Origin of the sequence: Micromonospora sp. LOL_015, from assembly GCF_048060275.1 — a bacterium.
Lineage (GTDB): Bacteria > Actinomycetota > Actinomycetes > Mycobacteriales > Micromonosporaceae > Micromonospora_E.
The window spans coordinates 1-24,625 of sequence record NZ_JBHMIO010000055.1; the positions used below are offsets into that span (position 1 = coordinate 1).

A 24,625-nucleotide genomic window follows, 5' to 3' on the forward strand; every position below is an offset into this window, starting at 1 on the left:
CGGCGGTGGTGTGGTGCCCGCACGGGCAGGCGACGGTGACGATCTGGTGCTCGGTCACCACCACCCGGGGCTGGGGGATGTCGAACACCTGCCGGCGGGTCACCGTCACCTCGGCCGGGTCGGTCAGGCCGTCACCGCAGCCGCCACAGATGTCCGGCACATGCCGGACGACCACGTCCGGATCCGCTACCTGGGACAGGGTGGTGCCCTCGCCCCCGGCGGGACGGCCCGGCCGGCGACCCGAACGGCCCCGCAGCGACTTCGGCGCCGGTTTGGCCAGCCCGTCACTCGACGGCGGTTTCGACGAGTTGCTCGACGACTGCTTCAACCGGGCCTCAAGCTCAGCGATCCGCGTCAGCGCCTGCTCCAGCCGTGCGGCCAGCCCGGCGTTCAACGCCAACAACTCGTCATACGACGGCGGCGGATCGGCGGGCATGGCTGGTCAACCTACCAGCCTCCACAGCAGACAGCACCACCGGGATCAGGAACCTATCCAGTCACCCTGGACGTAGCTCCTTGAGGTTCGCGATCGACGAGCCCTGGATCGTGTCTACCAGGGGTCTGCCCAAACCAGGTCCGGCGGCGGCGAGCAGGTCGATCGCGTGGACGACGCGGTCGTAGGCCGCTGGATCGAGACTGTCGATCCAGTCACGGACCTCGTCGACGACGTAGATGTCCCACTCGCCAGCTGCCACCCGCCGGGTATAGCGAAAGGTAAACAAGGAGGGGTGGTCTGCCGTGCGGGGCAGGCCGGTGGCGCGTTGACCGATCAGCGGGTGTTCCGGGAGCAGACCGGTGATCAGGCGGTCGTCGGTGGGAATCTGGTGTCGCACCGGTCGTACGGCTACGACGCGGCCGGTAACGTCACCGCGATTCGGGAGCACGCCGCCGGTATTCAGGAGCGGCAGTGTTTCGGCTATGACCCGCTGGGCCAGCTGACCGGGGCGTGGACGGCGGCTGACCAGACCTCGTGCGCGGTGGCGCCGGCTGCCGCGTCGGTGGCGGCGGGTGCGGACGGGGCCCGGCCTGCGGCCGATCCACGAATGGGCCGGTGGATTCGAACAGTTCTGAAACGACAGCTTCGACCGGCTGGACGCCTACGTGCAGGGCCTCAAGCAGACACGACAGGAGGAATGACCGATGGCAGGAGCAGAGCAGGGATCACCGGCGGAGTCGGCGACGGCCGACCGGCAGCTGCCCGGCCGGGGCGAGCCGGTCGCCGGCCAGGTCAGCGGCGTTGGTGCTTTTATAGCCGGGCTTTGGCGGGTCGTTCTACGGTTGATCAATCATCGTGATAGTCGAAAGGAGGTGATCGACATGGAGAAGGTGGAGAAGAAGTCGCTGAAGAAGATCAAGATCCGCAAGGCGGGTCCGGTCCGGCTGACCGCCGCTGCCTGCCCCACGTACCCGAGCAAGCTCTGACGGTGCGGCATCGGGCGTGGGCGCGGAGTGGGCGCCCACGCCCGATGTGCCCATTCTCCATCATGGTCGCCAGCCGAGCGGAGCCCACGGCCAACCAGTGGTTAACCGGGCGCAGCCGGCAAACCGGGCCGGCGAAAGGAGTCGGACGGTGGACACCGCGACGAGGTTCGACCAGGACAGCAGGATCGTCCTGCACCCTCTCGTCTATCTCGCAGACGGCGACGAGATCACTATCGGCCGCCGCGACATCGACTCGTACGGCATCTTCCCACCTGACGGCGCGGAGATGGTCCGACGGCTTGCCGCCGGTGAGACCCCCCGCGAGGTCGACCTGTGGTACCAGCGGGAGTACGGCGAGAGCGCCGACATTGATCATGTCCTCGGAGCCCTCGTCGAACTGGACTTCATCGTCGACGACGGCGAAATGCCGCAGCGGCAACGGCCGATCCGTGGACAGCGCCTCGGAGCGGCGATGTTCTCCTTTCCTGCGATGATCCTGTACGCGGTGATGATCAGCGCTTCGCTGATCGCCATGGCGCGATCCCCCGACCTCACGCCGCACTACAGCAATCTGTTCTTCACCGACTACCTAACGATCATCGAGGCAGTGCTCGCTGCTGGCGCGGTGCCACTGGTCCTGCTGCACGAGGCGTTTCACCTGCTTGCGGCGCGGCGGCTCGGCATCCGATCGCGGATCAGTGTCGGCCGCCGGCTCTACTACGTGGTCCTGGAAACCAGTCTCGACGGGTTGGTCACCGTCCCGCGCCGACAACGCTACCTGCCGATTCTGGCGGGGATGCTGCTTGACGTACTGATTTTTTCGCTACTTACCCTGATCGCCGACCTGACGCGTACGTCGAACAGCGGGCTATCCGCCACCGGCCGGTTGTGCCTGGCTCTGGCGTTCGCGACGCTGCTGCGGATCGCCTGGCAGTTCTTTTTCTACCTGCGCACCGACCTTTACGTCCTCATGTCGACCCTGCTTGGCTGCGTCGATCTGCACACGACCGCGAAGCGGCTGCTGCGCAACCGCCTCTGGCGGTTGGCGGGCCGCCACGACCGGATGGCCGACGAGGAGCAGTGGCATCCGGTCGACCGACGCGTTGCCAACTGGTACTCCTGGTTGATTGTCGCGGGCTACACCTTCTCGATCGCGGTGTTCGCCTTCGGGGTCGCGCCTGCGGTCTATCTGATGTTCGCCAACGCGATCGGCCGGCTGAGCGGCAATCCGACCACTGGGGAGTTGGCCGACTCCGTGGTTTTCCTGGTCCTCAACCTGGGTCAGATTCTGCTGACCGTCTGGCTGGGCGTCCGGGAGCGGAGGCAACGCAGAGCACAGGAGTTCCAGCATCTCATCGCCTAAGGAGCAGCCGCAGTGAATAGTCATTTGTGGATTGCCGCAGCCGACCGGCGCGACCGTGACCGGGCGACAGCCGACCTTCGGCTGCCACCCGTGCTGGCCGAGGTCAGTGCCCATCGGCGGCTACGCGGCCCGTACACCGCAGCCGGCGCCGTGTTGCGGGCGGTCCTGCCGGACGCGCTCGCCCGCTGCAGCGAGCTCGGACCCCGCCACCACGTGGAGATCCTCACCGCGGCACCCGAGTTCGCCGGACCCGAGTTCGCCCGGTCAGTGCCGCCAATGCGCACGACGCTGGAGCACCGTGAGACCTCCGACGCCCGTACCCGATACCAGGCACGGCTGCACACGATGCGGATCTCGCACGGCTTGGCCGACATCCTGCGGGACTACCTGGTCGCGCTGGACGACGGCCCGCGCACCCTGCTGATCGGCGACGTCGCCGACGCCGATCCCACCGACCAGGAGTTCATCGCGGTCATCCTGCGCCGGCTGGCGCCCGCACAGTTGACCGTCGTGGTGTCCACCGGCACTGGTCCGTTGGCCGAGCCACCGGGGCCGATCAGCGTGTCGCTGCCGACGACGCTCGCCGAACGAACCCGACTGCTGACGGTATACGCCGACGGGACCATGCCGGCTGGGCACGTCGACGACGAGGCGGTGCTGGCTGGGGCGGACGCCGGCGCTGTCGTCGCGCTCGCTCGCGAATTCGTCGCGACCGAGTGTCTGTCCGGCGATCTACGGCAGCAGGCCGCGTACCGGTCCGTCGCCGACGCCGATCGCGTCGCAATGCATGCCGAACGCCGCCGCCAGTTGCTCGGCATCGGCGAGCCGTCCCTTCTGCTCGGCGCGGTGCCGTTCCACGCCGAGCGGGCGGGCCTGCCGCCCGCCGAGGTCGCCCGGGTACTGAGAAACGCCCAGTTGCACTGCAAGAACCGTGGCCTCTACCACGCTGCGGTGGAGCTCGGCGAGCGTGCCCGCTCCGCGATCGACCGCGCCACCGACCCTGACCTGTGGTGGGAGATCACCGGCGACGTGACAACCTCGCTGTCTGCGGCGGGGCGTGCCGAAGAGGCTGAGCAGTGGTACGACGAGGCGCGCGCGATCTCCATCGACCCGGCGGTACACATGCACGCCGCGTACGGCACAGCGATGCTGTTCGCCCGACACTACGGAAACGGCCAGCGGGATTCGGTACGGGCCCGGCGCTGGCTCAATCAGGCGGTCGCCATCGCTTCGCTATTGCCTGACCCGAAGGATCGGGCGTTCCAGTCGGTCTTCCAGCGCAACGGGATCGCGCTGGTCGAGACCCGGGAGGGGCGGCCGGAGGAGGCGCTGCGCCTGCTGAACGAAGGCATGGCCTGGCTGGACCGGGAGCTCGCGCCGGACGAGCAGATGCTGCACCGCACCGGGCTGCGCTACAACCGGGCCCAGGTGTACGGCATGATGGGCCGCCTGACTGAGGCACTGGCTGATTTCACCTCGGTGATCGATGTCGATCCCAACTTCGCCGACCACTACTTCAATCGAGGCAACATCCTGCGGCGGTTGGGGCGCAACGAGGAGGCACTGGCCGACTACGAGCAGGCGCTGCTGCTGTCCCCGCCGTTTCCCGAGGCCTACTACAACCGTGGCGACGTACGTCTGGAACTGGGTGACGTCGTGGGTGCGCTGGCTGACTTCGACCGGGTGCTCGAGCTTGATCCCGAGCACGTCGACGCACGGTCGAACCGGGCAGCGATCCGATGCGATCTCGGCGACGTCGATGGTGCCTGGGATGACGTCAATGCCGGGTTGGCGCTGGCAGATGCCAACCCCTATTTGCGCTGTCTGCAGGCCCGGATACTGAGCGAGCGCGGCGACGCGACGGCGGCCAATCAGGCTGTCCGCAGGGTTCTCGACGCCGCCCCGACGCTGGCGGAGGCGTGGGCGATTCGTGGCGGGCTGCGATACCAGGCGGGGGATCTAGCCGGTGCGATCGCCGACTTCGACCGGGCCATCGACCTCGGCGACCGCCTGGAGTTCCGGTACAACCGGGCGATGATCTGCCAGAGCGCCGGACGGCTGGATGCCGCGGCTGCCGATTACCGGGCGGTGCTCGCGGTCAGCGACGACGACGAGGTGGCGGAGGAACTGGACCGATGTCTGTCCATGATGAGAGGGCAGGTCGGGGTGTGAGGACGCCGATCGTGGCGGTCCAGCAGGAGGCCACCGGGCTGACGACCACCTTCACCGAGGCCATGGCCAGGCTGGTGTCCGGGGTCGCGGTGATCACCAGCCGCCAGGCCGACGGCGCTCCGTGCGGCCTGCTGGTGTCGTCGATCTGTTCGTACAGTCTCCGGCCACCGTCCGTGCTGATCTCGGTAGCGCAGGAAGCCCGGTCCTATCCGGCGGTGACCGGACACGTCGGCTTCGGCGTTCACCTGCTCGGGTCGGCCGGCCTGTCGACCGCACGGACGTTCGCCGCCCGCAGCGACGATAAGTTCACCGGCCTGGACTGGGTATGGGACGACGAGGTGCCCCGGCTGCCGCACGTTCCTGTCTACCTGCGGTGCCGCCGGAGTCGGGTGTTCGAACACGGTGACCACGCGATCGTCATCGGCGAAGTGACCCACGGTCAGGTTCTTCCCGGCGCTCCGTTGGTGTACTACCGACGTGGGCTGTATTCGACGTCTGCGACGATGGTGCCTGCAGACGCTTCTGCCGGCAAGCACTTCTGACGCGGCACTCACATTCGCCGGCCGACTCTCCGGGCTGGTCCGGATTGGTGCAGATGGGGCACCAGGTCGCCGAGTAGTGGGGGTGCGGGGCGGGTGCTCCATTCAGGACCACCTGGTGCAGGGCCCGCATCCCCGGTCCGGGCTCGATACCTGCCTCGTCGACCATCCTGCGGCGCGCCTGTTTGTAGACATCCAATGCTTCGGCGCGGCTGCCCGACAGGTAGTAAACGAGCATCAACTGCTGCTGGAACGCTTCCCGTAGCGGATATTGCGCACACAAGTCAATCAGTTCGCCGACCAGTTCGAGTCGCCGACCCTGACACAACTGTGCCGCGATGCGTTCCTGGAGCAGGGCCAGCCGCTCGGCCTCCAGCCGTACGGCGTACCGCTCGATCTCGCCGGATCGTGCTTCGTCGGGCAGCACCGGCCCGCGCCAGACCGCGAGCGCCTGACTGATCGCCTCTGCGCCCTCCCCGCATTTGCCCTCGGCGAGCAGTCCCCGACCAGCGGCGGCTAGTGACCTGAACCGCAGGAGATCAACCTGGTCGGCGGTGACCCGGAGGCGGTATCCACTCGGTTCGGTGACCAGAACCGGATGCTGGTGGGTGCCGTCCTTGGCAGACCAGGTGGGTATCAGCGAACGGCGGACCGCCGATACGTACATCTGCAGTGCTGCGACTGCTGACCTCGGTGGACGGTCCCCCCATAGCCCGTCGACGAGGCGAGATACTGGCAGCGTCTCGTTACCGTGCAGCAACAGGAGGCTCAGCAGAATTCGTTGCATCCGGGCGGTGGGGGCACACGGCTGCTGATCGCGAAGCACCTGCAGCGGGCCGAGGACGCCGTACCGTAGGGCGACCGTGGACTCGGCGGCGGTCATGTGACATCCGCCCGAGATCTGCTGCCGGGCGAGTGGACAGGGCGCGGTCGAGGTCTTCGTGCGGATGAGTACGTCCAGTATTCGGGAACCGGCAGGTCGTAAGTCATGGTGGCATCTTGCATTGACACGCACCTTACTCGGTTGGATGGATCCAATCGACCTTCTCGACAGTCCGCTGGTGATGGTGTCCGGTCTGTTCGCACAAATAGGCGTTTGCCTCGTGGTCCTCGGCTCGAGACTGGGTAATGATACCAACGCGAACAGTTAGTCACAAGTGCGAGTCTGTTGGTGGCCGTAAAAGGTGTGCACCCCAATTGAGCAGCGAGAATGTCATTTGCCAAAAAACAAATCGTCACAAAGCGTGCCAACCGGAATGTTGTGATCAATCGCGTTTCGATGTCGATTGTGCCACAGAGTCGGCGTGGCTCGGCATCAAGCAGGCTGCGGCATCCATTCGGATGTGGCTACTGCGATCTGCATTCGAGGCATCGGTTTCCGTGCCGTATTGCCATCCGGTCGACACCTCGGCCCGGTGTCTCCAGCGACGAGGCGGACGCACAATTCAGGGACTGGGTTGAGTGTTCGCGATAGGTGTCGAGCGGTGTGCCCGTCGGCGGGGTGGGCGACCGTCCGCCGAAGCACCCGCGTCTGGACGCCGTCGACGCGATCCTGCTACGCGGCGCGGACCGGCTGCTCGTGACGGCGGTTGCGGGCGGACTGCCCGCCGTGGGAGACCGTGTACAGCCAGTACCGCAGGTGGGGGCGGCAGGTGGTGTCGACCACATTGTGCTGCCGTGACATGTCCTTCGGGCAAGGGGGCCGGTCCTTCGGGCAAGGGGCCGGGGATGCCACAGGGTTGCGGTGCGCCATCGGATATGGCTAATGTGCGCTGTCCTTTGTAACCCGCTCAGCTGATCCGCTGCTTCGACATTCCATCGGGGGAAACCGCAGCATGCCCAGAATGACAGTTTTCGGCCGGCTTGCCGCCGGCTGCGCGGCCACCAGCCTGGCCGCTCTTTCGATCGCCACGCCGGCACAGGCCGTGGAGACCGACGAGATCGCCTGGGTCTCGCCGTCCATCGAGTACGTGACCAACATCGCGATGGACGCGACCACGCCGAAGCCGATCGAGGTCACCATCGACAACAGTGTGCCGACCCCGGCAATCGACGTGTCGGTGACGATCGACGCGTCCGCGGTGTCGGACGCTTTCCGGATCGACCTGCCCGGCGCCAGCCAGGGTTGCACGGTCGCCGGCAAGGTGGCCACCTGCACGCTCGACGAACTCGCCGGCGACTCGACGCACGTCTACCGGGTCGACGCCCTGCCGGGTGACCTGGACGTCCTGGAGTACTCGGGCGTCATCGAGGTCACCACCTCCGCCGCGAACATGCCCGAGGAGCAGCAGACCACCGGTATCGTCCAGCTCGCCTGGCCCGGGGTCGACCTCGTGGTCGACGGCATCGACGACGTGACGTTGCAGCCAGGGGAGAGCACGAACGTGCCGGTCCGGGCCGCGAACGTCGGCACGGTGGCGGCCGCCGGCGTACAGGTGGTGCTGAGCACCGGCCTGGACCTCGAGCTGCCGGACCGGTACGACAACTGCGAGTACAACGCCGACTTCCTCGAGCTGACCTGCCAGATTCTCGGCGAGGTCGGCCCGGGTGAGGTGTTCACCCTGCACGAGGAGACCCCGCTGCGGGTCAGGGTCGGCGAGACCGCACCCGGCCCGTCCGAACGGATCGTCGTGGTGTCGGTGCTGCCGTTGGGTGACGACGAGGTCGCGGCCCTCGGTACGATGTCCGCCCGATCCGCCGGCAACGAGCTCCGCCTGGCCACCCTGGAGCCGCTGCCGGACCTCAACGACACCGACAACTGGACCGAATTCCTGGTCAATATTCCGAACCAGCCGGCCGACTCGGTGGCGATCGGCGCGACGGTGCAGGGGGCGGTCGGCGACGTGGTCGACATCGAGGTCGGCATGCGCAACGACGGCCCGGCCGACCTGATCCTGCCGGGCCAGGCCTGGGCCCCGTCCGCGGTGGTGACGCTGCCCGTCGGAGTCGAAGCGGTCGCCGTCGGTGACCGCTGCGCCCCGGTCGTTGACGGCAGCCCGGTCTGGGACGACCGCGGTCAGCCGAACGGCCTGGTCTACTTCTGCCGGCCCACGCACAGTCCGGTGGCGGGGGAGTCGTTCCACTACCCGTTCCAGGTGGAGATCGTCGGCGCGGCCGGTGCCGCCGGCTCGATCGTCATCGACGGCGGCGTGCAGGACCCGGACACCGACAACAACACCGCCGAGATCACCCTCGGCAGCGGCGGCGAAGGTGCCGGCGGCGGGCTGCCGGTGACCGGAGCCAACGCCGGGCTGCTGGCCGGCGTCGGCGCGGTCCTCGTCGTCGCAGGTGCGGTGGCCGTGGTGCTGTTCCGTCGCCGTCGGATCGTCACGATCGTCGACTGACCTCCATAGGAGCATCCGACCGTACGCCGTTCATCTGGACCCCGCCGGGATCGCCCGGCGGGGTCCGATGCTGTCCGTCCGTCTACGAGCGATGTGGAGTGGTCGCCCAGTTTCGCGGGGTGGGCGGCGGACAACGGTTGCGGCCAGGAACAGCACCGATTGAGCGGCAAAACTTGAAACCTGACGACATGCACGTTTAGTGCGATTTACTCTGGTCGTGCATCGGGCGTCGACTGATTCGGACATTGTGATCAGAGATGAACTTCGAGACAGCTGTCCTGTTCATCGGTACGACGGTCGACGCCCTCGGCGTGCTGATCATCCTCACCGGGCTGGTCGTCGGCACGGTGCTCTACCTGCGTGGCGCGTTCCGTGAGCGGAACATGCGGGCGACCTACCGTCGGTACCGGCAGGACATCGGCCGGGCGATCCTGCTCGGGCTGGAGTTCCTCGTCGCCGGGGACATCATCCGTACCGTGGCGATCTCGCCGACCTTCCAGAGCGTCGGCGTGCTGGCCATGATCGTCGCGGTGCGTACCTTCCTCAGCTTCTCCCTGGAGGTCGAGCTGGATGGCCGGTGGCCGTGGGGCCGGCGACGCCGCACCGGCGACGACGCCGCGGCGACGGGACCACAGGCATGACCTGCGGCGTCGTGGGTACGGGATGTGGTACGGCGAAACTCAGTGCCGCCCCCGGCGCAGACGACGTCCGTGAGGAGGAACGATGGCCGCCAAGCGGGAAAAGGCCGACAAGCACCAGCAGGCCGAGCAGATGCGCGACGACGTGCCCAGCACGATCGCCCGCTCCGACGACAAGGCCGTACGGACCTACAAGAAGACTCTGGAGTCGGCCGAGGAGAGCTACGACGATCCGGCGCGGGCGCACCGTGCGGCGTACGCCTCGTTGAAACACAGCCACGAGAAGGTCGGCGACCACTGGCAGCCAAAGGACAGCCTGGGCCCGTCCGATCCACAGGCGGCCCAGGGCACGCCCCGGTCGCTGCGCCAGCCCCGGGAGACCGCCCAGGGGGTCGACGCCAACGCCAGCAAAGGCCACCTCGACGACGTGGCGCGCCAGGTCGGCATCGACCACCCGCAGGACATGAACAAGGACGACCTGGTCGATGCGATCGGGAAGGCAAACTCGCGGGCGACCGCGAGGGCCCGCAAGAAGTGAGGGTGCCGGCGGTCCGGCCGTCCGGACGAGGCGGATCCGATCCGTAGCGGATCGGGCGGCTCGACCCCGGTCGGCGCGGGCAGACTCGACGGGGCGGAAAGGGCACCTTCTCCAGACCGGTGCAGCGCAGCTCCGGCGGTTGCGCGACCGCCGCCGGCAGGTCGCGGCAATCAGGAAGAGGCGCGATCGTGCTGCATATGCGATGGTCGATTCACGTTGCAGGTCCCCCCTCTGGAGGCGGAAAGTGTCGATCACTGAACTTTCGAGACATCAACCTACACTCGAACAGGTGAAGAGCTCCTTGCCGGAGTTGGTGCCCACGCTCAGGGAGAAGGCACAATGGTCGGAGGAGAACCGGCGTCTTCACGATGACTCTCTCCAGGCCCTCGCTGATGCCGGGGTCTTCAAACTGCGGATGCCGGCTCGCTACGGTGGGTTCGAAGCCGATACACGTACGTTGGTGGACGTCGCTATCCAGCTCGGCCGGGCGGACGGCGCGTTGGCTTGGACTGTATCGACCTACTGGATCGCCTCCTGGATCGTGGGCCTGTTCCCGGATGAGGCCCAGGATGAGGTCTTTGCCTCGCCTGACGTGCGGATCTGCGGTGCGGTCAGCCCGAGCGGCACTCTCGTGCCGGTCGATGGCGGTGCCGTGCTGAACGGCTCGTGGCATTTCGTCAGCGGCGCGCTGCACGCGGACTGGCAGGAACTGGCTACCATCCGACTGCGGCCGGGTGCGGACCCGGAGCCGGTCATCGCCGCCGTGCCGATGTCGAGCCTGCAGATCGTCGACGACTGGCACACGTCCGGGATGGCCGCAAGTGGCAGCGTCACCACGACGGCGAAGGACATCTTCGTTCCCGAAACGCACATCATCCCGTTGGAGTCGGCAATCCGACCGAATTCTCTTTCGAAGCTGGGCGCTGACTCGCCCATCTACCGGAGCCCAACGATCCTGGCCGGTTCTGCGGCCACGGTCGGCATTCTGGTCGGAATGGCGAAAGCTGCTCGCGAGGCATTTTTCGAGCGCATGCCGTCCCGGCCGATCCGGTACACCGACTACGAACACCAGGCAGAGGCGCCGGTCACGCACATCCAGGTCGGTACCGCCGTGATGAAGACCGAGCAGGCCGAGTACCACGCATACCATGCTGCCTCGCTGGTTGATGCCAAGGCCGCCAGCGGTGAGCCGTGGACGACCGAGGAGCGCGCCCGGGTGCGCGCTGACGAGGGCTGGGCCACCAGGTTGTCCAAGGAGGCCATCGACATCTACGCGTCGGCCAGCGGAGGCTCGTCGATCTACCGCAACGAGCCGATCCAGCGAGTCGTCCGGGACATCCACGCAATCAGCGTGCATCCGATGTTCAGCCCGGACAGCAACACCGAGACGTACGGGCGGGTGCTCTGCGGGCTGCCGCCCAACACGATGTTCATCTAGGGGAGACGGCCGGGGTCACCGCCGTAGACCGGTGGTGACCCCGGAAGGCCCTCGGCGGTCGTCTGTGGTGCGAGACCGTCGTAGCCGGGCAGAGAGCCGCTGCGCTTCAGGCGCAGCGGCTCTCTGCTGTCGGGACGGGGCCGGATCGCGGCAGGGTCGGGCGGACAGCCAGTCGGGCAGCGGGACCGGCGGGCAGGTCAGCGATCTGTCTGGCCAGTTCCCGGGCTTCCCCGGGACCGCCGATGAGGTGATGCCGCAGGTGCGTATACCGGTGAGAGCGAGGCGGACATCGGCGGACCTGTACCCCACAGCTCGACTGGCTCTCAGCCGACTGCCCGACGGTCCTGCCCGCAGCCCTGTCCCTGGATCTCCACATCGCGGACGGACCTACGATCCTCAGGCAGGCAAGGGTAGGCGACAGATCCGGACGCTCCGGACAAATTCGCTTCGCCCAGCGTATGCCCTGGACAGCGGCGTGCCCGGCCAGCGAACGGGGAGGCTGGCCGGGCACGGGTCCGGTAAGGGCAGGACGCGCTCGTCGTCCTACTTGAACTGGATGATCTGCAGGTAGTTGCCGTCAGGGTCGGTGAACGTCCCGAAGCGGCCGGAGGGGCGGTCGGCGACAGGGGAGAGCCACTCGACGCCGGCGGCTCGCAGCTGAGCCTCCATAGCGTCGAAGTCGTCGACGTGGAAGTTGAGAATCATACGACCCGGTTCGTTGTTCTTCGCGTCGACGTCGTCGCGGTTCTCGATGACCAGGAGGAAACCGCCGAGGTTGATCGGGCCCTCACCGTTGTAGTCCGGGGCGAGTGCCTTGCGGTACCACTCCTTCAGCTCGGCGGGGCGGGTGGTGCCGAGCAGGATGCTGCTTAGTTTTGGTGTGAGCATGACAAATCTCCTTTGTCGTCGGGTGCGAAGCCTTCGTCGTCATCAGCCGGGGATGCCAGGTGCGCGTACGGGCCGGGTCGACTTGCCTTTGGTGACGGCATTCCGCGCGGCGGACTCAGTCCACCGACGTGGTGACTCAGTCCACAGACGCAGCCAGCTTTTGGCCGGAGGTCTGCTCCGCGGGTGTCTCCGCCACTGTAGTCTCGCCGTCACCTCCGCGCGGGCGTAGTCCGAACCAGATGAGGACCACACTAGCCAGTGTCACGGCGACGTTCACGCCCAACGCCAGCTGAATTCCGGTCAGCTCCACGCTCTGCGTGGCGGCGATTGAGACCATGATCGGAGCGCCGATGGTAAGTGCCACCTGCTGGGTCATCGAGGTCAGGCCGGTGGCCAGACCCTGCTCCTCGTTGGGCAGACCGGAGGTGCCGACCACCGTGTACGAAACGATGCACGTGACGTGTACGAAGAAGCCGATGAACAGCGCGGGGATCAGGATCAGCAGAGCCAGCCGGTCGGTACCCAGGAAGGCCAACGGCAGGATCAGCAGGCCCTGCAGGGCCAAGCCCACACTAAGGACACCCCGGCTACCGTACCGACCGAGGATGCGTCCGGCGATCGGCCCTGCGGCGACCGCGGCCAGGCCGGGCACGCCGAAGGCGAGTCCCGTGGTCACCGGCGAGAAGTTCAGAACATTCTGCAGGTAGAGCGTCATCAGGAAGATCATGCCGGTCTCCATGGAGAAGATCACCAGACCGGCGTAGTTGCCCCATTTGACGGTGGGCCGCTTGAGGAAGCGGACCGGCACCAGAGGCGCGGACGAACGGCTCTCGACCATCCAGAACGCGACCAGCAGCAGCAGGCCGACGACGCCCCAGATGATGTTCTTCTCCATGACGGCGTAGACCACGGCCAGCAGACCGGCGGTCATGGTGACCGCGCCCGGGACGTCGAGCTTGACCCGGTCGGGAATCCGGCTTTCCTTGATCAGCATCGGGGTGACCACCAGGATGGCCGCCGCGATCGGGACGTTGACGAAGAACGCGGCCCGCCAGCTCAGCAGGCTGACGAGGGAGCCGCCGAGAAGCGCCCCCGCCGTGAAGCCACCCGACAGGATGGCGCCGTTGAGACCGAGCGCCCGCTCCCGCATGCCACCCTCGGTGAACGAGGTGGTGATGAGCGAAAGCGCCGCTGGGACGGCCATCGCGGTCGCGGTGCCCTGTAGCGCCCGAGCGGCCAGCAGCATCTCGGGGTTCGTCGCGAAACCGCCGAGCAGTGACGCGCCGGCGAGCAGCACGATGCCGGACAGGAACAGCCGACGGCGACCGAACAGATCCGCCATCCGACCGAACAGGAGCATGAAGCCGGCCGCAGGCAGCGTGTAGGCGGAGACGATCCAGGGCAGCCCGGTCAACCCCAACCCGACGCCTGCGCCGACCTCGGGTAGCGCGACATTCAGGATCGAGTAGTCGGCAGCGAATACGAAGGCGGCGGCCAGTAGAACCAGCATGATCAACCGCTGCCGGCTACTGAACTGTAGTGGCGGGGATGTTTCGGTAGTCAAGATGTGATCCCTTCCTCGAAAGACCGATGTTGCCGACGATCAGCACGCTCTCCGGACTGGCCAGATGACTCGGCGGCGCACGCCGTTTGTCAGCGCAGGTCCGGAGAGCGTGGACCGGGTTTGCGTCGCGGTGTTGCTACAGGCCGGCGAGGAACTTCAGCAGCTCCGCGTTGACCTCCTCAGGTGCCTCCTGCTGCGTCCAGTGCCCGACGCCAGGCAGCACGGTGGTGCTGGTCAGACCGGGTACCAGGTACTTCAGGTTGGGAATCAACTGGTCCATCCCCGGCAGCTGGATGCTTCCGTCCCGGTCACCGTGGACGTACAACGCCGGTACCGTCACGGGCGCTCCCTGCCACGGTGCGGTCAGCTCCCAGCTCAGGTCGATCGTCCGCCACCAGTTCAGGCCCCCGGTGAAGCCGGTCCGGCTGAACTCGGCCGTGTAGTGGTCGAGGTCGGTCTCGGTCAGCCAACCGGGCAGCGCCGCCGGTTCGGGCATCAGGTCGAACAGCTTGCCGCCGGTCGGCACCACCGGCATGGTGGGCCCCGCTGCCTGTGGGGAGTTGCCGAAGCCCCAGTGGAAGATGCGAGTCAGGGAGGACCGCACGTTCTGCTCCAGCTCGGCCTCGGCGATACCGGGCTGCTGCAGATACTGCATGTAGAAGCCGTCGCCCAACGCTCCGCGCATCCCGGTCAGCGCGCTGACCGGACCACGCGGCAGGTAGGGCACGCTGAGCGAGACGACGCCACGAACTCGGTCGGGCCGCATCAGTGCGGCGTTCCACGCCACCGAGGTGCCGAAGTCGTGGGCGACCAGCACGGCCTGCTGCTCCTCCAGCGCGTCGAGCAGGCCGATCACGTCGCCGACCAGGTGCAGCTGGGAGTACTGCTCCACGGCGGTCGGCCGGTCGGTCTGGCCGTACCCGCGTAGGTCGGGGGCGACGACGTGGTATCCGGCGGCGGCCAGCGCTGGAATCTGGTGACGCCACGAGTACCACGACTCCGGAAAGCCGTGCAGCAGCACGACCAGCGGACCGTCGCCCTGCTCGGCAATGTGCATCTGGATGCCGTTGGTCTGTACGACGCGGTGACGGATACCGCTCGTCACGTCCTGGCCGGTGGCGGATTGTTCGTTGCTCACGGTGCACCTTCCTTCTTGGTCACGCTGAGTGGTTCCAACGAAGAATCCTCCCTTCCGGAACGTGCTTTTTCCACTTCTTACTTGCCCACGCTGGCCCGTTTTGGCCGTCGTGACAGATAGCGCCAGACAGGAATTTCATCCCGTGTTCGGTGTCCGTTGACAATGTTTTCCATCGCGAGGCGGCCACGACCGGTCATAGGCGCATGAATTCGAGATTCGCCGACGGGTACGCGCGCCACGCGCTACACGACGTCGTACCCGTCGGCAAGGGATGACTGGTGCTCGTGCCGGTCGGTCAGCGCAACCAGCGATGCAGCATGCTCACCGGGTCAGTCCGACTTCTGATCGGCCGATTCGGCGGCCCGTCTGATGTTGGCCAGTCGCCGGTCCCAGTCGGTCGCGACGGCGGCCATCCACCGCACGGTCGCGTCCAGCGCGGCCGGATGCACGGCGTACCGCACCTCGCGACCCACCCGGCTGCCCGAAACCAGCCCGGCGGCGTTCAGGACGGCGAGATGCTTGACCACCGCCTGTCGCGAGACAGGCAGCTGTTTGGCAAGGGTCGTCGCAGTGAGCTCGCCCTGTGCGGCCAGCAGGTCGAGGAGATGCCGCCGAGTCGCGTCGGCCAGCGCAACGAGAACACTGTCGACGAACTCGGCTTCGCCACGACGTTCTGGCGTCACACAGATGCCTCGGCGCGCTTCTTGAACCCGTCGAAGACCTGGGGCCAACCGCTGTCGTTGTTCTTCAGAGCCTCGCTGCGCTGCTCCTCGGAAACGGCCAGCGCGGCGAAGCCGCTCTCCACCACGCGGAGCCGGGTCTTGTCGCCCTCGGCGGTCAGGGTGAACTCGACCAGGGTGCTGTTGTCCTCCCGCAACTCCTCGCCGGGGAACGCGCTGGCCCAGCGGTACGCCACGTAGGTAGGTGGCTGGACCTTCTCCACCCGGACCGGGAAGTCACCGTACTCGGGGTTGCGAGCCGTCATGGACTCGCCCTCCTTCGCCACAGTGCCGGCCACCGTCGCCTCGTCGGCCACCCAGAAGCCGGGCTCGGCCACCAGCGACCAGACCCGCTCCATCGGCGCCGCGATCAAGGTCTCCCGCTCGATCCGATCTTCGCTCATCGGTGACTCCTGAACTTCGTCGTTGATTGCCACCTCATGGTTGCACGTCACCCCAGGTTGTGCAACCCACGGGTTGCACAACCTGAGTGGTTCTCGTCAGATGATCGTGCGATGTTGAGTATGCCCAGGTCAGTTGCGGATCCTGGAGCGGGCGGGTGAATGAGGAGCCGGATCGGGCGGGCTTGCGGTAGTCCTGGCGCAGGGATCACCACGGGGGTCGGGCCGGCCTGCTGGCCGTCCTGGCGCCGCTGTCACTGCTCAACGATCCTCGACGACCACGCGGCTGCTGTCGTCTTCGAGAATGCTCACTCCTTGGCTGTGGCGCGACCTGTCACGCCGGGCCCGAGCGGTCGATCGTAGACCGTCGTTGTGGGCAATATTCGACAGGCCGTGCGACCGGAGCCTGTCGTAGCAGGCCGACCGGCGGTCAGTTGTGCAAGGCAACACCAAAGAAGCGCTGCGGTTCTCTACTTGTGATGCTCGTACCGCGGCGGGCCTACCGGAGGCTGCACTGACGAAATCCGGATTGTACGGCCGAGCGGCCAAGGCCATGTGCGCACATTTTCGTTGTCCGACCGGAAAGAGGGAACCGAGATGATGGTGCTGGAAACCGTGAACCTCGAGATGGACGGCCCGGTGGCCACAATCTATCTGAACCGCCCGGCCAAGAAGAACGCGATGAACCCGCAGATGCACCGGGACATGAACCAGGCGCTCGACACGATCGAGGCGGCCGGTAACGTCAAGGCGGTCGTGGTGACGGGCGTCGGCGACAGCTTCAGCGCCGGGATGGACCTCGAGGAGTGCTTCCTGCAGCCGTTCGACGACCCGCAGCTGTTCTACCGGACCAACCTGGTCGCGTTGACCTGGTTCAAACGGCTCAAGGCGTTCCCGGCGGTGACCATCGCCAAGGTCAACGGGTTCGCGTTCGGCGGCGGCCTGCTGGTCACCGGCCTCTGTGACCTGGCCGTGACGTCGGAAACCGCTCTGTTCGGCCTTTCGGAGATCAACTTCGGAATTTTCCCGGCCGGCGGCGCGACCTGGGCAGCCACCCACAATCTGCCCCGCAAGCAGGCGCTCTACTACATCCTGACCGGCGACACCATGACCGGCCAGCAGGCGCAGGAGTACGGCCTGGTCAACAAGGCGGTGCCGGCCGACCAGCTGGACGCCGAGACCGACCGGATCGTGCGGAAGATCGCCAAGAAGAACCCGATCACCCTGGAACTGGCCAAGCAGGTCTACGAGCGCACCACCACCATGGACCTGCCGACCGCCATTGACTACGACCAGGCCAAGCTCTGGGAGCTGTCCCGGCTCAGCGGCAACGAGTGGGTCAACGTCGCGCTGAAGCAGTTCGAGAAGCGCGCCTACCAGCCAGGGCTGAGCACCTACAGCCGGGCGGAGGCGAAGTCATGACCACCACTGCCCCGACGCCGATGACGGTCGACATCCCGGACCTGTCGCTGCCGGCATTCGTGCTGCAGCGCGCCGAACAGTACGGCGACCGTACGGCACTGGTCGACGTGGCCGGTGGCGACGGCTACACGTACCGCCAGCTGGCCTCGATGGTGCGTCGGCTGGCCGCCGGGCTGCACGCCCGTGGCTTGCGCCGGGGCGACGTGCTGGCGATGCTCGCGCCCAACGTGCCGGAGTACCCGATCGTGGTGCTCGCCGCGTCGCTGGCCGGCGGCACGGTCGTCGTGCTCAACCCGATCGACACGCCCGACGATCTGGCCGGCCACCTCACCGACGCCGGCGCGAAGCTGCTGGTGACCGTACCGTCCGAGGTGCCCAAGGCGGCGGCGCTGGCCGCCCGCACCAAGATCGAGGAGATCGTGGTGATGGGCGAGGCGGACGGAGCGACGCCGCTGTCCGAGCTGCTCAGCGACGAACCGGCGCCGGAGGTGGCCATCGACCCGGCGCAGGACGTCGCGGCGCTGCTGCACTCCAGCGGCAGCACCGGACGTCCCAAGGGGGTGATGCTGACCCACCGCAACATTGTCGCGACCGTGTTGCAGACCAGGACGGTCACGCCGCTCGGCGCAGACGAGAAGGTGCTCGCCATGCCGCCGTTCCACCACGCGTTCGGTCTGATCATGGTGATGAGCGCCAGCCTGCTGCAGGGCGCGACGATCGTGACGATGCCGCGGTTCGACCCGGAAGGATACGTCAAGGCGATCCACGACCACCGGATCACCCGCCTCTACATTGTCCCCACGCTCGCCGTGCTGCTGGCCCGCAGCCCGCTGCCGGACCGGTACGACCTGTCGTCGGTCCGGTCGATCGTCTCCGGCGGCGCCGCGCTCGACCCCGAGATCGCCCGGCTCTGCCGAGAACGGCTCGGCTGCCACATCGCCCAGGGGTACGGTCTCACCGAGGCGATGACGTCGTTCATGCAGCTCGAGGAGCCGTTGGTGCCTGCGTCGGTGGGCCGCACAGCGCCCAATGTCGAGTGCCGGATCGTCGACGTGAACACCGGTGTGCAGCTCGGTGCGCACCAGCGGGGCGAGATCCTGATTCGGGGTCCGCACGTGATGAAGGGGTACCTCAACGCCGCCGAGGTGACCAGCAAGGTGCTCCGGCCGGACGGGTTCCTGCACACCGGTGACCTCGGCTACCTCGACGACGACGGCGAGCTGTTCCTCGTCGACCGGATCAAGGAGCTCATCAAGTACAAGGGCCAGCAGGTCTCCCCGGTCGAGCTCGAAGCGGTCCTGATGACCCACCCGAAGGTGGCGGACGCGGCGGTGATCGGCGTGCCGGACGAGGAGGCCAGCGAGATCCCGAAGGCCTTCGTGGTCGCCAAGGAGCCGACCACCGAGCAGGAGCTCATGGCGTTCGTCGCCGAACGGGTGGCGCCGTACAAGAAGATCCGGCAGATCGAGTTCATCGAGCAGATTCCCCGTACCCCGGTGGGCAAGATCGAGCGGCGACGGCTGAAGGAGCGGACGTTCAGCTCGTAGTCGGTGCCGGGCAAGCGGGGAGAAGTCCCGGCGACCCGTTCCCTGTCACTCTGGCCATGGATGGTTCCGGCCGAAGTTCTGAGGAGATCTGATGAATTCTCCGCAAGTTGTCTCCAGAGAAGAATGGCTGGCGGCACGCACAGCGCTGCTGGAGAAAGAGAAGGAAGTCACCAAGGCGCGGGACATGATTGCCCAAGAGCGCCGCAATCTCCCGATGGTCAAGGTGGAGAAGGAGTACCTCTTCGAGGGGCCGAACGGCACGCTGACGCTGCTCGACCTGTTCGAGGGGCGCCGCCAGCTCGTCGTGCGGCACTTCATGTACGCCCCAGGCGACAAGGAGGGATGCATCGGCTGCTCGATGCAGGCCGACAGCGTCGGCGAGCTGTCGCACATGTGGGCCCGGGACACCACCTTCGTGATGATCTCGCGGGCTCCGCTGGCCGACTTCCAGGCGTTCAAGGCCCGGATGGGCTGGGAGATGCCCTGGTACTCGTCGTTCGGCAGCGACTTCAACTACGACTACGAGGTCTCCACAGAGCAGGGCGAGTCGCCCGGCGTCAGCGCCTTCTACCGCGACGGCGACGACGTCTACTTCACCTACTCGATCTTCGACCGGGGTGGTGAGATCTTCAAGAACTTCTACAACTATCTGGACATCACCCACCTCGGCCGGCGCGAGGACGAGCTCGAGCACCCGTGGGACTGGTGGCGTCACAAGGACCGGTACGACGCGGAGAACGCGGCGGTGCCGGGCACCAACTGGTGGAACGGCACCAGGTTCCAGAAGTAGCCCCTGATTCGGGCGAAACGGCTCCGGCTTCTGGCGAATCCGTGGATTCGCCAGAAGCCGGAGCCGTAGGCCTGTCCCGGCCGTTCCGCGTCGGACCGGCCACCAACCACCGGCCGGTGCAACGTCGGGCCGGAGCAGCCATCCAGCAGCCACCCCGTCATCTGACACAGGAGGAACCATGAGTGACATGTCTGGCCGGACCACGATCGTGGTCGGGGCGAGCCGGGGCCTGGGCCACGGGGTCGCCACCGCCTTCGCCGACGCCGGTGCGCCGGTGATCGCGGTGGCCCGTACCGCGATGGACTTCCCGGTGCCGGCCAACGGCGCCGGATCGATCCAGCCGGAGATCGCCGACGCCGGTGAAGCCACCGTCCCGGCCACCCTGATCGACCAGTACGAGCCGGAGGCCGTGATCCTGGTCGCCGGGGCCACCCCGCACATGCGCCCGCTGCAGGAGCAGACCTGGGAGACGTTCTCGGTCAACTGGGAGACCGACGTGCGGATCACCTTCCACTGGCTGCGCGAGGCGCTGCTCAAGCCGCTGCGTCCCGGCAGCCGGGTGATCGTGATCAGTAGCGGTGCCGTGCTTGGCGGATCGCCGCTCAGCGGCGGCTACGCCGGCGCGAAGGCGACTCAGCGCTACATCACCGGCTACGCCCAGGACGAGGCGAAGCGGGCCGGCCTGGACATCACCTTCACCACCGTGCTGCCGAGGTTCGCGCCGATGACCGGGGTGGGCCTGCCCGCCGTACGGGCGTACGCCGCCCGCGCCGGCAAGTCGACCGAGGAGTTCGTCAACCGGATCGGGCCGCCGCTTACCCCGCAGATCGCCGGTGCCGCGATGGTGGACCTGGTCCGGGCGGACGCCGCGACGGTCGCGCCGGGCTACGAGCTCACCGGAGCCGGGCTGCAGAAACTGTCCTGATCCCGTACCGACGGTGATGCCCCGCGGGTAGCGCGCTACCCGCGGGGCATGTCGTATCACCCCGGTCGGTGTCGGCGGTCAGGAGGCCGTCAGCCAGTCGGCGAGCCGCTCACCGATCATGATCGAGGTCAGGTTGGTGTTGCAGTTGACGATCGACGGCATGACCGAGGCGTCGCCCACGTACAGGTTCTCCGTGCCGTGCACCCGCAGCCGTTCGTCGACGACCGCGTCGGCGTCGTCGGCGGTGCCCATCCGGGTGGTGCCCACCGGGTGGTAGCCGCTGTCCAGGCTGAGCCGGACGTAGTGGCCGAGGATGTCGTCGTCGGAGACCATCTCCTCGCCGAGGACGACAAACCGGTCGCCGCGGTCGACGATGCCCGGGGTCTGCATCAGCTGCCAGCAGGTGCGGACCGCGTCGACCAGGATCTTGATGTCCTGCTCGGTGGCGAGGAAGTTCAGGTCGATGTCCGGCGGTGAAGTCGGGTCGGCCGAGGCGAGCACCAGGCGTCCCCTCGACTGCGGCCGCTGGTGCACCACCATCACCCCGAAGATCGTCTTCGCCGCGGCGAGCATCTGCAGCTCGGGGAAGAGCGTCAGATCGAAGTGATTGATCATGTAGTACTGCAGGTCGTTGAACTCGTCCGAGCCCGGTGCGGTGGTGCGCACCATGGTCTGCAGGAAGGCACCCTGCGGGTCGAACGTGCCATCCTTCGGCACCATGAACGCGCCGGTGCGCGGGTGGTCGATCAGGGTGCCGCCGACCCCGGGACGGTCGAGTAGCACGTCGATGCCGAGCCGGCGCAGATCGCCGGCCGGACCGATGCCCGAGCGCATCAGGATCGCCGGCGAGTTGACCGCCCCGGCGGCCAGTACGACGTTGCGGGCGTGGATCTCCTCGGTGCCGCCGGCCGGGTTGGTGACCTCCACGCCGTGCGCCCGGGTCCCGGTGAACAGCACCCGGTTGACCTGCGCCCCGGAGTAGATGGTCAGGTTCGCCCGGCCGCGGGCCATGCCCAGGTAGCCCATCGCGGTGGAGAACCGGGTACGGGTGTCGTCGCGGTTCGACGGGATGGGACCGACCCCGGTGGCCTCGGGGTGGTTGTGGTCCTCCACGTCGGGGAAGCCGGCCTTGAGAGCGGCTTCGTGAAAGACGTGCTGCACCGGGGCCAGCTCGTCGGGCCGCCACCGGCGGATCGGGATCGGACCGCCCTGACCGTGGTACTCATTGTCGAAGTCCAGGTCGTTCTCGAGTCGCTTGTAGTACGGCAGGACCTCGTTCCAGGCCCACGCCGGATTGCCCATCGACGCCCATTCGTCGAAGTTGTTCGGCGTGCCACGCAGGGCGATGGTCGCGCCGACAGCAGACGATCCACCGGTCAGTTTCCCGCGCGGGAAGATGATGCGCCGGCGGTCGGTGATTTCGGCCTTGAAGTGCCAGTCGTACGTGGACATCGACATGGCGCTGCCGTCGAGGATCTCGTCCGGTGTCTCGGCGACTGTGGCGTAGTCCGGACCCGCCTCCAGTAGCAGTATCCTGCGCTGCGGGTCCTCGCTCAGGCGGGCGGCGAGTGCGGCTCCGGCGGACCCGGCTCCGACCACCAGATAGTCAAATTCGTTCATCAGCGGCGTCCTTCGGCAGTGTCGAGTTGGCGATCCTGGGCGTTCCTCACAGGAATGGATGCGCATCCATCACAGGACCTTCACGTCCTCCGATGAGCATCACATTTGCCAATTCGCGGTGCTTCTCCGCCGTTGCTCAGGGTGTTACTTCTCCGGTATTGCTCAGGGCGCTGTCCTTCTGGCTCGGTGCCGACGCCGACGCCGACCGTGGCGGTCGGCGTCGGCGGGCCCGGGCCAGCGAGATCATGGTGGCTTCGTGTTTGTCGCCGGCGCCCACCATCAACGAGCGCAACTGGGTCTCGAAGCACAGGTCGGCGTCGTACGGGTCGATCAGGTAGCCGCCGAGTTCGAGGGCGACCAGACCGTGCAACGCGATCCACATGGTCTGCCCGACGAGCAGCGGATCGGCCGGCCGGAACCGGCCCTGCTCGGTGGCCCGGGACACGGCGTCGACCAGCGGCTCCAAGGTGTACCGGCCGTGCTGGCGGTCACCCTCGCCGAGGGAGAACCCGCCGAGCGCCGAACTGCCGAACATGACCAGGTAGAGCTGCGGGTGGTCGAGGGCGTTGGCGCGGTACGCGTACCCGAGCGCCATCACGTCGGCCACGGCGTCGTTGGTGGCTCGGACGGTCGCCATCCGCCGGTGCAGCCGGGCGAAGCCCTCGTGCACCATCGCCCGGACCAGGTTGTCCATCCCGCCGTAGTAGGTGTAGACGACGGTGGTCGACGTGCCGACCTCGGCGGCCAGCCGGCGGGTGGTCAGCGCGGCCGTGCCGCCTTCGGCCAGCAGCCGCGCGGCTGCTTCGAGCAGGGCGGCGGCCAGCTGCGGATCGACCCGGCGCGGACTCACATTGACATGCTCTCACGTCCGGCGTACCGTCAAGACATAACGTTGTTACGTAACCTTGAAACGTAACGCTGGTGCGTAACGATGCCGTCCAGGTCGTGTACGGCCGGTGGAGGCCCCCGATGAGCGTCGTCACCCACTCACCCCTGACTCCCGCGACCGTCCGCCGGGACAACCGGCGTCCCGTCGCTCACGAGACGACCGGCACCGACCTGGTCGTCAGCGGTCGGTTGCCCGCCGAACTCGACGGCTGCCTGGTCCGGATCGGCCCCAACCCGACCCGGCCCGACCCTCGGGCACACCCGCTGGTCGGCGACGGCATGGTGCACGGCGTGCGACTGCGGCACGGCCGGGCGCTGTGGTACCGCAACCGGTGGGTACGCAGCGACAGCGTCGCCCGTACCCGCGGTGAACTCCCCATCCCCGGCCCCCGGCACGGGCTGAGCGACAACGCCAACGCCAACGTGATTCGGCACGCCGGCCGTACCCTCGCGCTCGGCGAAGCCGGCGTCCTGCCGATCGAGCTCGACGGCGAGCTCGACTCGGTGGCCCGGATGGACTTCGACGCGACCCTGCCGCACGGCTTCACCGCGCACGCCGAGACCGACCCGGTCACCGGGGAGCTGTTCGCCGTCGCCTACTACCACGACCTGCCCTATGTCGAACACCTGGTCGTCGGCGTGGACGGCCGGGTGCGGCACAGCACCCGGATCGAGGTGGCCGGCACTCCGCTGATGCACTCGGTGGCCCTGACCGACCGGCACACCGTGCTGTTCGACCTGCCGGTCGCCTTCGACCCGGCTCTGGCCCACGCCGGATCCCGCTTCCCGTACGCCTGGTCCACTGGTCGGCCGGCCCGGATCGGCCTGCTGCCCCGAGCCGCCGCTGGGCCGGCCGTGCGCTGGTTCGAGGTCGATCCGTGCTACGTCTTTCACCCGGTGAACGCTTTCGAGACCGCCGACCGGTGCGTGATCGACGTCGTACGACACGAGCGGGTCTTCGACCGGGACCGCCGGACACCCGGTGAGTGCGCCCCGACGCTGTGGCGCTGGACCCTCGACCTGACCGGCGGGTCCGTCGCGGCCGAACAGCTCGACGACATTCCGCAGGAGTTCCCGCGCATCGACGACCGGCGCAAGACGACCCCCTACCGGTACGCGTACACGGTGGCCATGCAGGACGGTACCGGCACGCTGGGCGGCTCGGCGCTGCTGCGGCACGATCTGGACCGCCGGGACGTGGCGGTGCACGACTTCGGGCCGTACCGGGAGGCGGGAGAGGCCGTATTCGTGCCGCGTGGCCCGGTCGGC

Annotated in this window: 21 protein-coding genes and 4 pseudogenes; 15 read left to right on the forward strand and 10 right to left on the reverse strand. The window is 67.5% G+C overall.

Annotation, left to right across the window (positions count from 1 at the left end):
• Together ACFHWU_RS25850 and ACFHWU_RS25855 are read right to left on the reverse strand one after the other, a co-directional pair.
• Positions 1-436 (reverse strand): DUF6444 domain-containing protein (locus ACFHWU_RS25850; RefSeq protein WP_416591868.1); only part of this gene is annotated, 436 nt, incomplete at its 3' end.
• 64 nt (positions 437-500) lie between these two features.
• A pseudogene (locus ACFHWU_RS25855) lies at positions 501-695 on the reverse strand (type II toxin-antitoxin system RelE/ParE family toxin); the annotation flags it as partial.
• Between the two features lie 54 nt (positions 696-749).
• On the opposite strand from ACFHWU_RS25855, the pseudogene ACFHWU_RS25860 reads away from it, so the two are divergent.
• From ACFHWU_RS25860 to ACFHWU_RS25885, 6 genes and pseudogenes are all read left to right on the forward strand, one after another.
• Positions 750-1,022 (forward strand): annotated as a pseudogene (locus tag ACFHWU_RS25860) (hypothetical protein); the annotation flags it as partial.
• Position 1,023: 1 nt separating this feature from the next.
• Positions 1,024-1,137 (forward strand): annotated as a pseudogene (locus ACFHWU_RS25865) (transcriptional regulator); the annotation flags it as partial.
• A gap of 3 nt (positions 1,138-1,140) precedes the next feature.
• Entirely contained in the window at positions 1,141-1,422 is a 282-nt protein-coding gene (locus tag ACFHWU_RS25870) for a hypothetical protein (RefSeq protein ID WP_416591869.1), read from the forward strand.
• 148 nt (positions 1,423-1,570) lie between these two features.
• Complete coding sequence (locus ACFHWU_RS25875) at positions 1,571-2,785, forward strand: hypothetical protein (protein ID WP_416591870.1); 1,215 nt, start codon at positions 1,571-1,573, stop codon at positions 2,783-2,785.
• Between the two features lie 12 nt (positions 2,786-2,797).
• Entirely contained in the window at positions 2,798-4,957 is a 2,160-nt protein-coding gene (locus ACFHWU_RS25880) for a tetratricopeptide repeat protein (RefSeq protein ID WP_416591871.1), read from the forward strand.
• A complete protein-coding gene (locus tag ACFHWU_RS25885; RefSeq protein ID WP_416591872.1) occupies positions 4,954-5,499 on the forward strand; it encodes a flavin reductase family protein in 546 nt (181 codons plus the stop codon). The genes ACFHWU_RS25880 and ACFHWU_RS25885 overlap by 4 nt, the downstream gene beginning before the upstream one ends.
• A gap of 163 nt (positions 5,500-5,662) precedes the next feature.
• Here ACFHWU_RS25885 and ACFHWU_RS25890 read toward each other — a convergent pair.
• Positions 5,663-6,379, reverse strand: a pseudogene (locus ACFHWU_RS25890) (AfsR/SARP family transcriptional regulator); the annotation flags it as partial.
• Positions 6,380-7,340: 961 nt separating this feature from the next.
• Between ACFHWU_RS25890 and ACFHWU_RS25895 the strand changes: the two are divergent.
• The 4 genes from ACFHWU_RS25895 (at position 7,341) to ACFHWU_RS25910 (ending at position 11,454) form a co-directional block, all read left to right on the forward strand.
• Positions 7,341-8,840 carry an LPXTG cell wall anchor domain-containing protein gene (locus ACFHWU_RS25895; RefSeq protein WP_416591873.1) on the forward strand — a complete coding sequence of 500 codons (1,500 nt, stop codon included), beginning with the start codon at positions 7,341-7,343 and terminating at the stop codon, positions 8,838-8,840.
• 257 nt (positions 8,841-9,097) lie between these two features.
• Entirely contained in the window at positions 9,098-9,481 is a 384-nt protein-coding gene (locus ACFHWU_RS25900) for a DUF1622 domain-containing protein (protein ID WP_416591874.1), read from the forward strand.
• 82 nt (positions 9,482-9,563) lie between these two features.
• A complete protein-coding gene (locus ACFHWU_RS25905; RefSeq protein WP_416591875.1) occupies positions 9,564-10,016 on the forward strand; it encodes a ChaB family protein in 453 nt (150 codons plus the stop codon).
• A gap of 244 nt (positions 10,017-10,260) precedes the next feature.
• Positions 10,261-11,454 carry an acyl-CoA dehydrogenase family protein gene (locus ACFHWU_RS25910; RefSeq protein ID WP_416591876.1) on the forward strand — a complete coding sequence of 398 codons (1,194 nt, stop codon included), beginning with the start codon at positions 10,261-10,263 and terminating at the stop codon, positions 11,452-11,454.
• A gap of 543 nt (positions 11,455-11,997) precedes the next feature.
• Here the strand turns inward: ACFHWU_RS25910 and ACFHWU_RS25915 are convergent.
• The 5 genes from ACFHWU_RS25915 to ACFHWU_RS25935 all read right to left on the reverse strand — a co-directional run bounded on the left by ACFHWU_RS25915 (position 11,998) and on the right by ACFHWU_RS25935 (position 16,167).
• Positions 11,998-12,342: a VOC family protein gene (locus ACFHWU_RS25915; RefSeq protein ID WP_282233744.1), complete on the reverse strand. Its 345-nt coding sequence runs from the start codon at positions 12,340-12,342 to the stop codon at positions 11,998-12,000.
• A 136-nt stretch (positions 12,343-12,478) separates the two neighbouring features.
• Complete coding sequence (locus ACFHWU_RS25920) at positions 12,479-13,906, reverse strand: MFS transporter (RefSeq protein WP_282233745.1); 1,428 nt, start codon at positions 13,904-13,906, stop codon at positions 12,479-12,481.
• Positions 13,907-14,042: 136 nt separating this feature from the next.
• Entirely contained in the window at positions 14,043-15,044 is a 1,002-nt protein-coding gene (locus ACFHWU_RS25925) for an alpha/beta fold hydrolase (RefSeq protein WP_416591877.1), read from the reverse strand.
• A 329-nt stretch (positions 15,045-15,373) separates the two neighbouring features.
• The gene (locus ACFHWU_RS25930) at positions 15,374-15,727 is read right to left on the reverse strand and encodes an ArsR/SmtB family transcription factor (RefSeq protein WP_416568418.1); all 354 of its coding nucleotides are present in this window, start codon (positions 15,725-15,727) and stop codon (positions 15,374-15,376) included.
• Positions 15,724-16,167 carry an SRPBCC domain-containing protein gene (locus ACFHWU_RS25935; RefSeq protein ID WP_282233748.1) on the reverse strand — a complete coding sequence of 148 codons (444 nt, stop codon included), beginning with the start codon at positions 16,165-16,167 and terminating at the stop codon, positions 15,724-15,726. The genes ACFHWU_RS25930 and ACFHWU_RS25935 overlap by 4 nt, the downstream gene beginning before the upstream one ends.
• A 594-nt stretch (positions 16,168-16,761) precedes the next feature.
• On the opposite strand from ACFHWU_RS25935, the gene ACFHWU_RS25940 reads away from it, so the two are divergent.
• The 4 genes from ACFHWU_RS25940 (at position 16,762) to ACFHWU_RS25955 (ending at position 20,848) form a co-directional block, all read left to right on the forward strand.
• Positions 16,762-17,586, forward strand: coding sequence for a p-hydroxycinnamoyl CoA hydratase/lyase (locus ACFHWU_RS25940; protein WP_282233749.1), 825 nt, complete (start codon positions 16,762-16,764; stop codon positions 17,584-17,586).
• The gene (locus ACFHWU_RS25945) at positions 17,583-19,133 is read left to right on the forward strand and encodes an AMP-binding protein (RefSeq protein ID WP_416591878.1); all 1,551 of its coding nucleotides are present in this window, start codon (positions 17,583-17,585) and stop codon (positions 19,131-19,133) included. Before ACFHWU_RS25940 ends, ACFHWU_RS25945 begins: the two co-directional genes overlap by 4 nt.
• A 91-nt stretch (positions 19,134-19,224) precedes the next feature.
• Positions 19,225-19,923 carry a DUF899 domain-containing protein gene (locus tag ACFHWU_RS25950; protein WP_416568416.1) on the forward strand — a complete coding sequence of 233 codons (699 nt, stop codon included), beginning with the start codon at positions 19,225-19,227 and terminating at the stop codon, positions 19,921-19,923.
• 178 nt (positions 19,924-20,101) lie between these two features.
• Positions 20,102-20,848, forward strand: a complete 747-nt coding sequence (locus ACFHWU_RS25955) for an SDR family NAD(P)-dependent oxidoreductase (RefSeq protein WP_416568415.1) — start codon at positions 20,102-20,104, stop codon at positions 20,846-20,848.
• Between the two features lie 78 nt (positions 20,849-20,926).
• On the opposite strand, the gene ACFHWU_RS25960 is transcribed toward ACFHWU_RS25955, so the two are convergent.
• Together ACFHWU_RS25960 and ACFHWU_RS25965 are read right to left on the reverse strand one after the other, a co-directional pair.
• A complete protein-coding gene (locus tag ACFHWU_RS25960; RefSeq protein WP_416568414.1) occupies positions 20,927-22,468 on the reverse strand; it encodes a GMC family oxidoreductase in 1,542 nt (513 codons plus the stop codon).
• A 136-nt stretch (positions 22,469-22,604) separates the two neighbouring features.
• Positions 22,605-23,318: a TetR-like C-terminal domain-containing protein gene (locus tag ACFHWU_RS25965; RefSeq protein WP_416568413.1), complete on the reverse strand. Its 714-nt coding sequence runs from the start codon at positions 23,316-23,318 to the stop codon at positions 22,605-22,607.
• 119 nt (positions 23,319-23,437) lie between these two features.
• Here ACFHWU_RS25965 and ACFHWU_RS25970 point away from each other — a divergent pair.
• Positions 23,438-24,625, forward strand: a 1,188-nt coding sequence (locus tag ACFHWU_RS25970) for a carotenoid oxygenase family protein (RefSeq protein ID WP_416591879.1), incomplete at its 3' end; no start/stop codon positions are given.

Excerpts from the sequence above, each read along its gene's own strand:
- ACFHWU_RS25870 (WP_416591869.1), top strand. The coding sequence starts at position 1,141 with ATGGCAGGAGCAGAGCAGGGATCACCGGCGGAGTCGGCGACGGCCGAC.
- ACFHWU_RS25895 (WP_416591873.1), top strand. The coding sequence starts at position 7,341 with ATGACAGTTTTCGGCCGGCTTGCCGCCGGCTGCGCGGCCACCAGCCTG.
- ACFHWU_RS25900 (WP_416591874.1), top strand. The coding sequence starts at position 9,098 with ATGAACTTCGAGACAGCTGTCCTGTTCATCGGTACGACGGTCGACGCC.
- ACFHWU_RS25905 (WP_416591875.1), top strand. The coding sequence starts at position 9,564 with ATGGCCGCCAAGCGGGAAAAGGCCGACAAGCACCAGCAGGCCGAGCAG.
- ACFHWU_RS25915 (WP_282233744.1), bottom strand. The coding sequence starts at position 12,342 with ATGCTCACACCAAAACTAAGCAGCATCCTGCTCGGCACCACCCGCCCC.
- ACFHWU_RS25935 (WP_282233748.1), bottom strand. The coding sequence starts at position 16,167 with ATGAGCGAAGATCGGATCGAGCGGGAGACCTTGATCGCGGCGCCGATG.
- ACFHWU_RS25940 (WP_282233749.1), top strand. The coding sequence starts at position 16,762 with ATGATGGTGCTGGAAACCGTGAACCTCGAGATGGACGGCCCGGTGGCC.
- ACFHWU_RS25945 (WP_416591878.1), top strand. The coding sequence starts at position 17,583 with ATGACCACCACTGCCCCGACGCCGATGACGGTCGACATCCCGGACCTG.
- ACFHWU_RS25950 (WP_416568416.1), top strand. The coding sequence starts at position 19,225 with ATGAATTCTCCGCAAGTTGTCTCCAGAGAAGAATGGCTGGCGGCACGC.
- ACFHWU_RS25955 (WP_416568415.1), top strand. The coding sequence starts at position 20,102 with ATGAGTGACATGTCTGGCCGGACCACGATCGTGGTCGGGGCGAGCCGG.
- ACFHWU_RS25960 (WP_416568414.1), bottom strand. The coding sequence starts at position 22,468 with ATGAACGAATTTGACTATCTGGTGGTCGGAGCCGGGTCCGCCGGAGCC.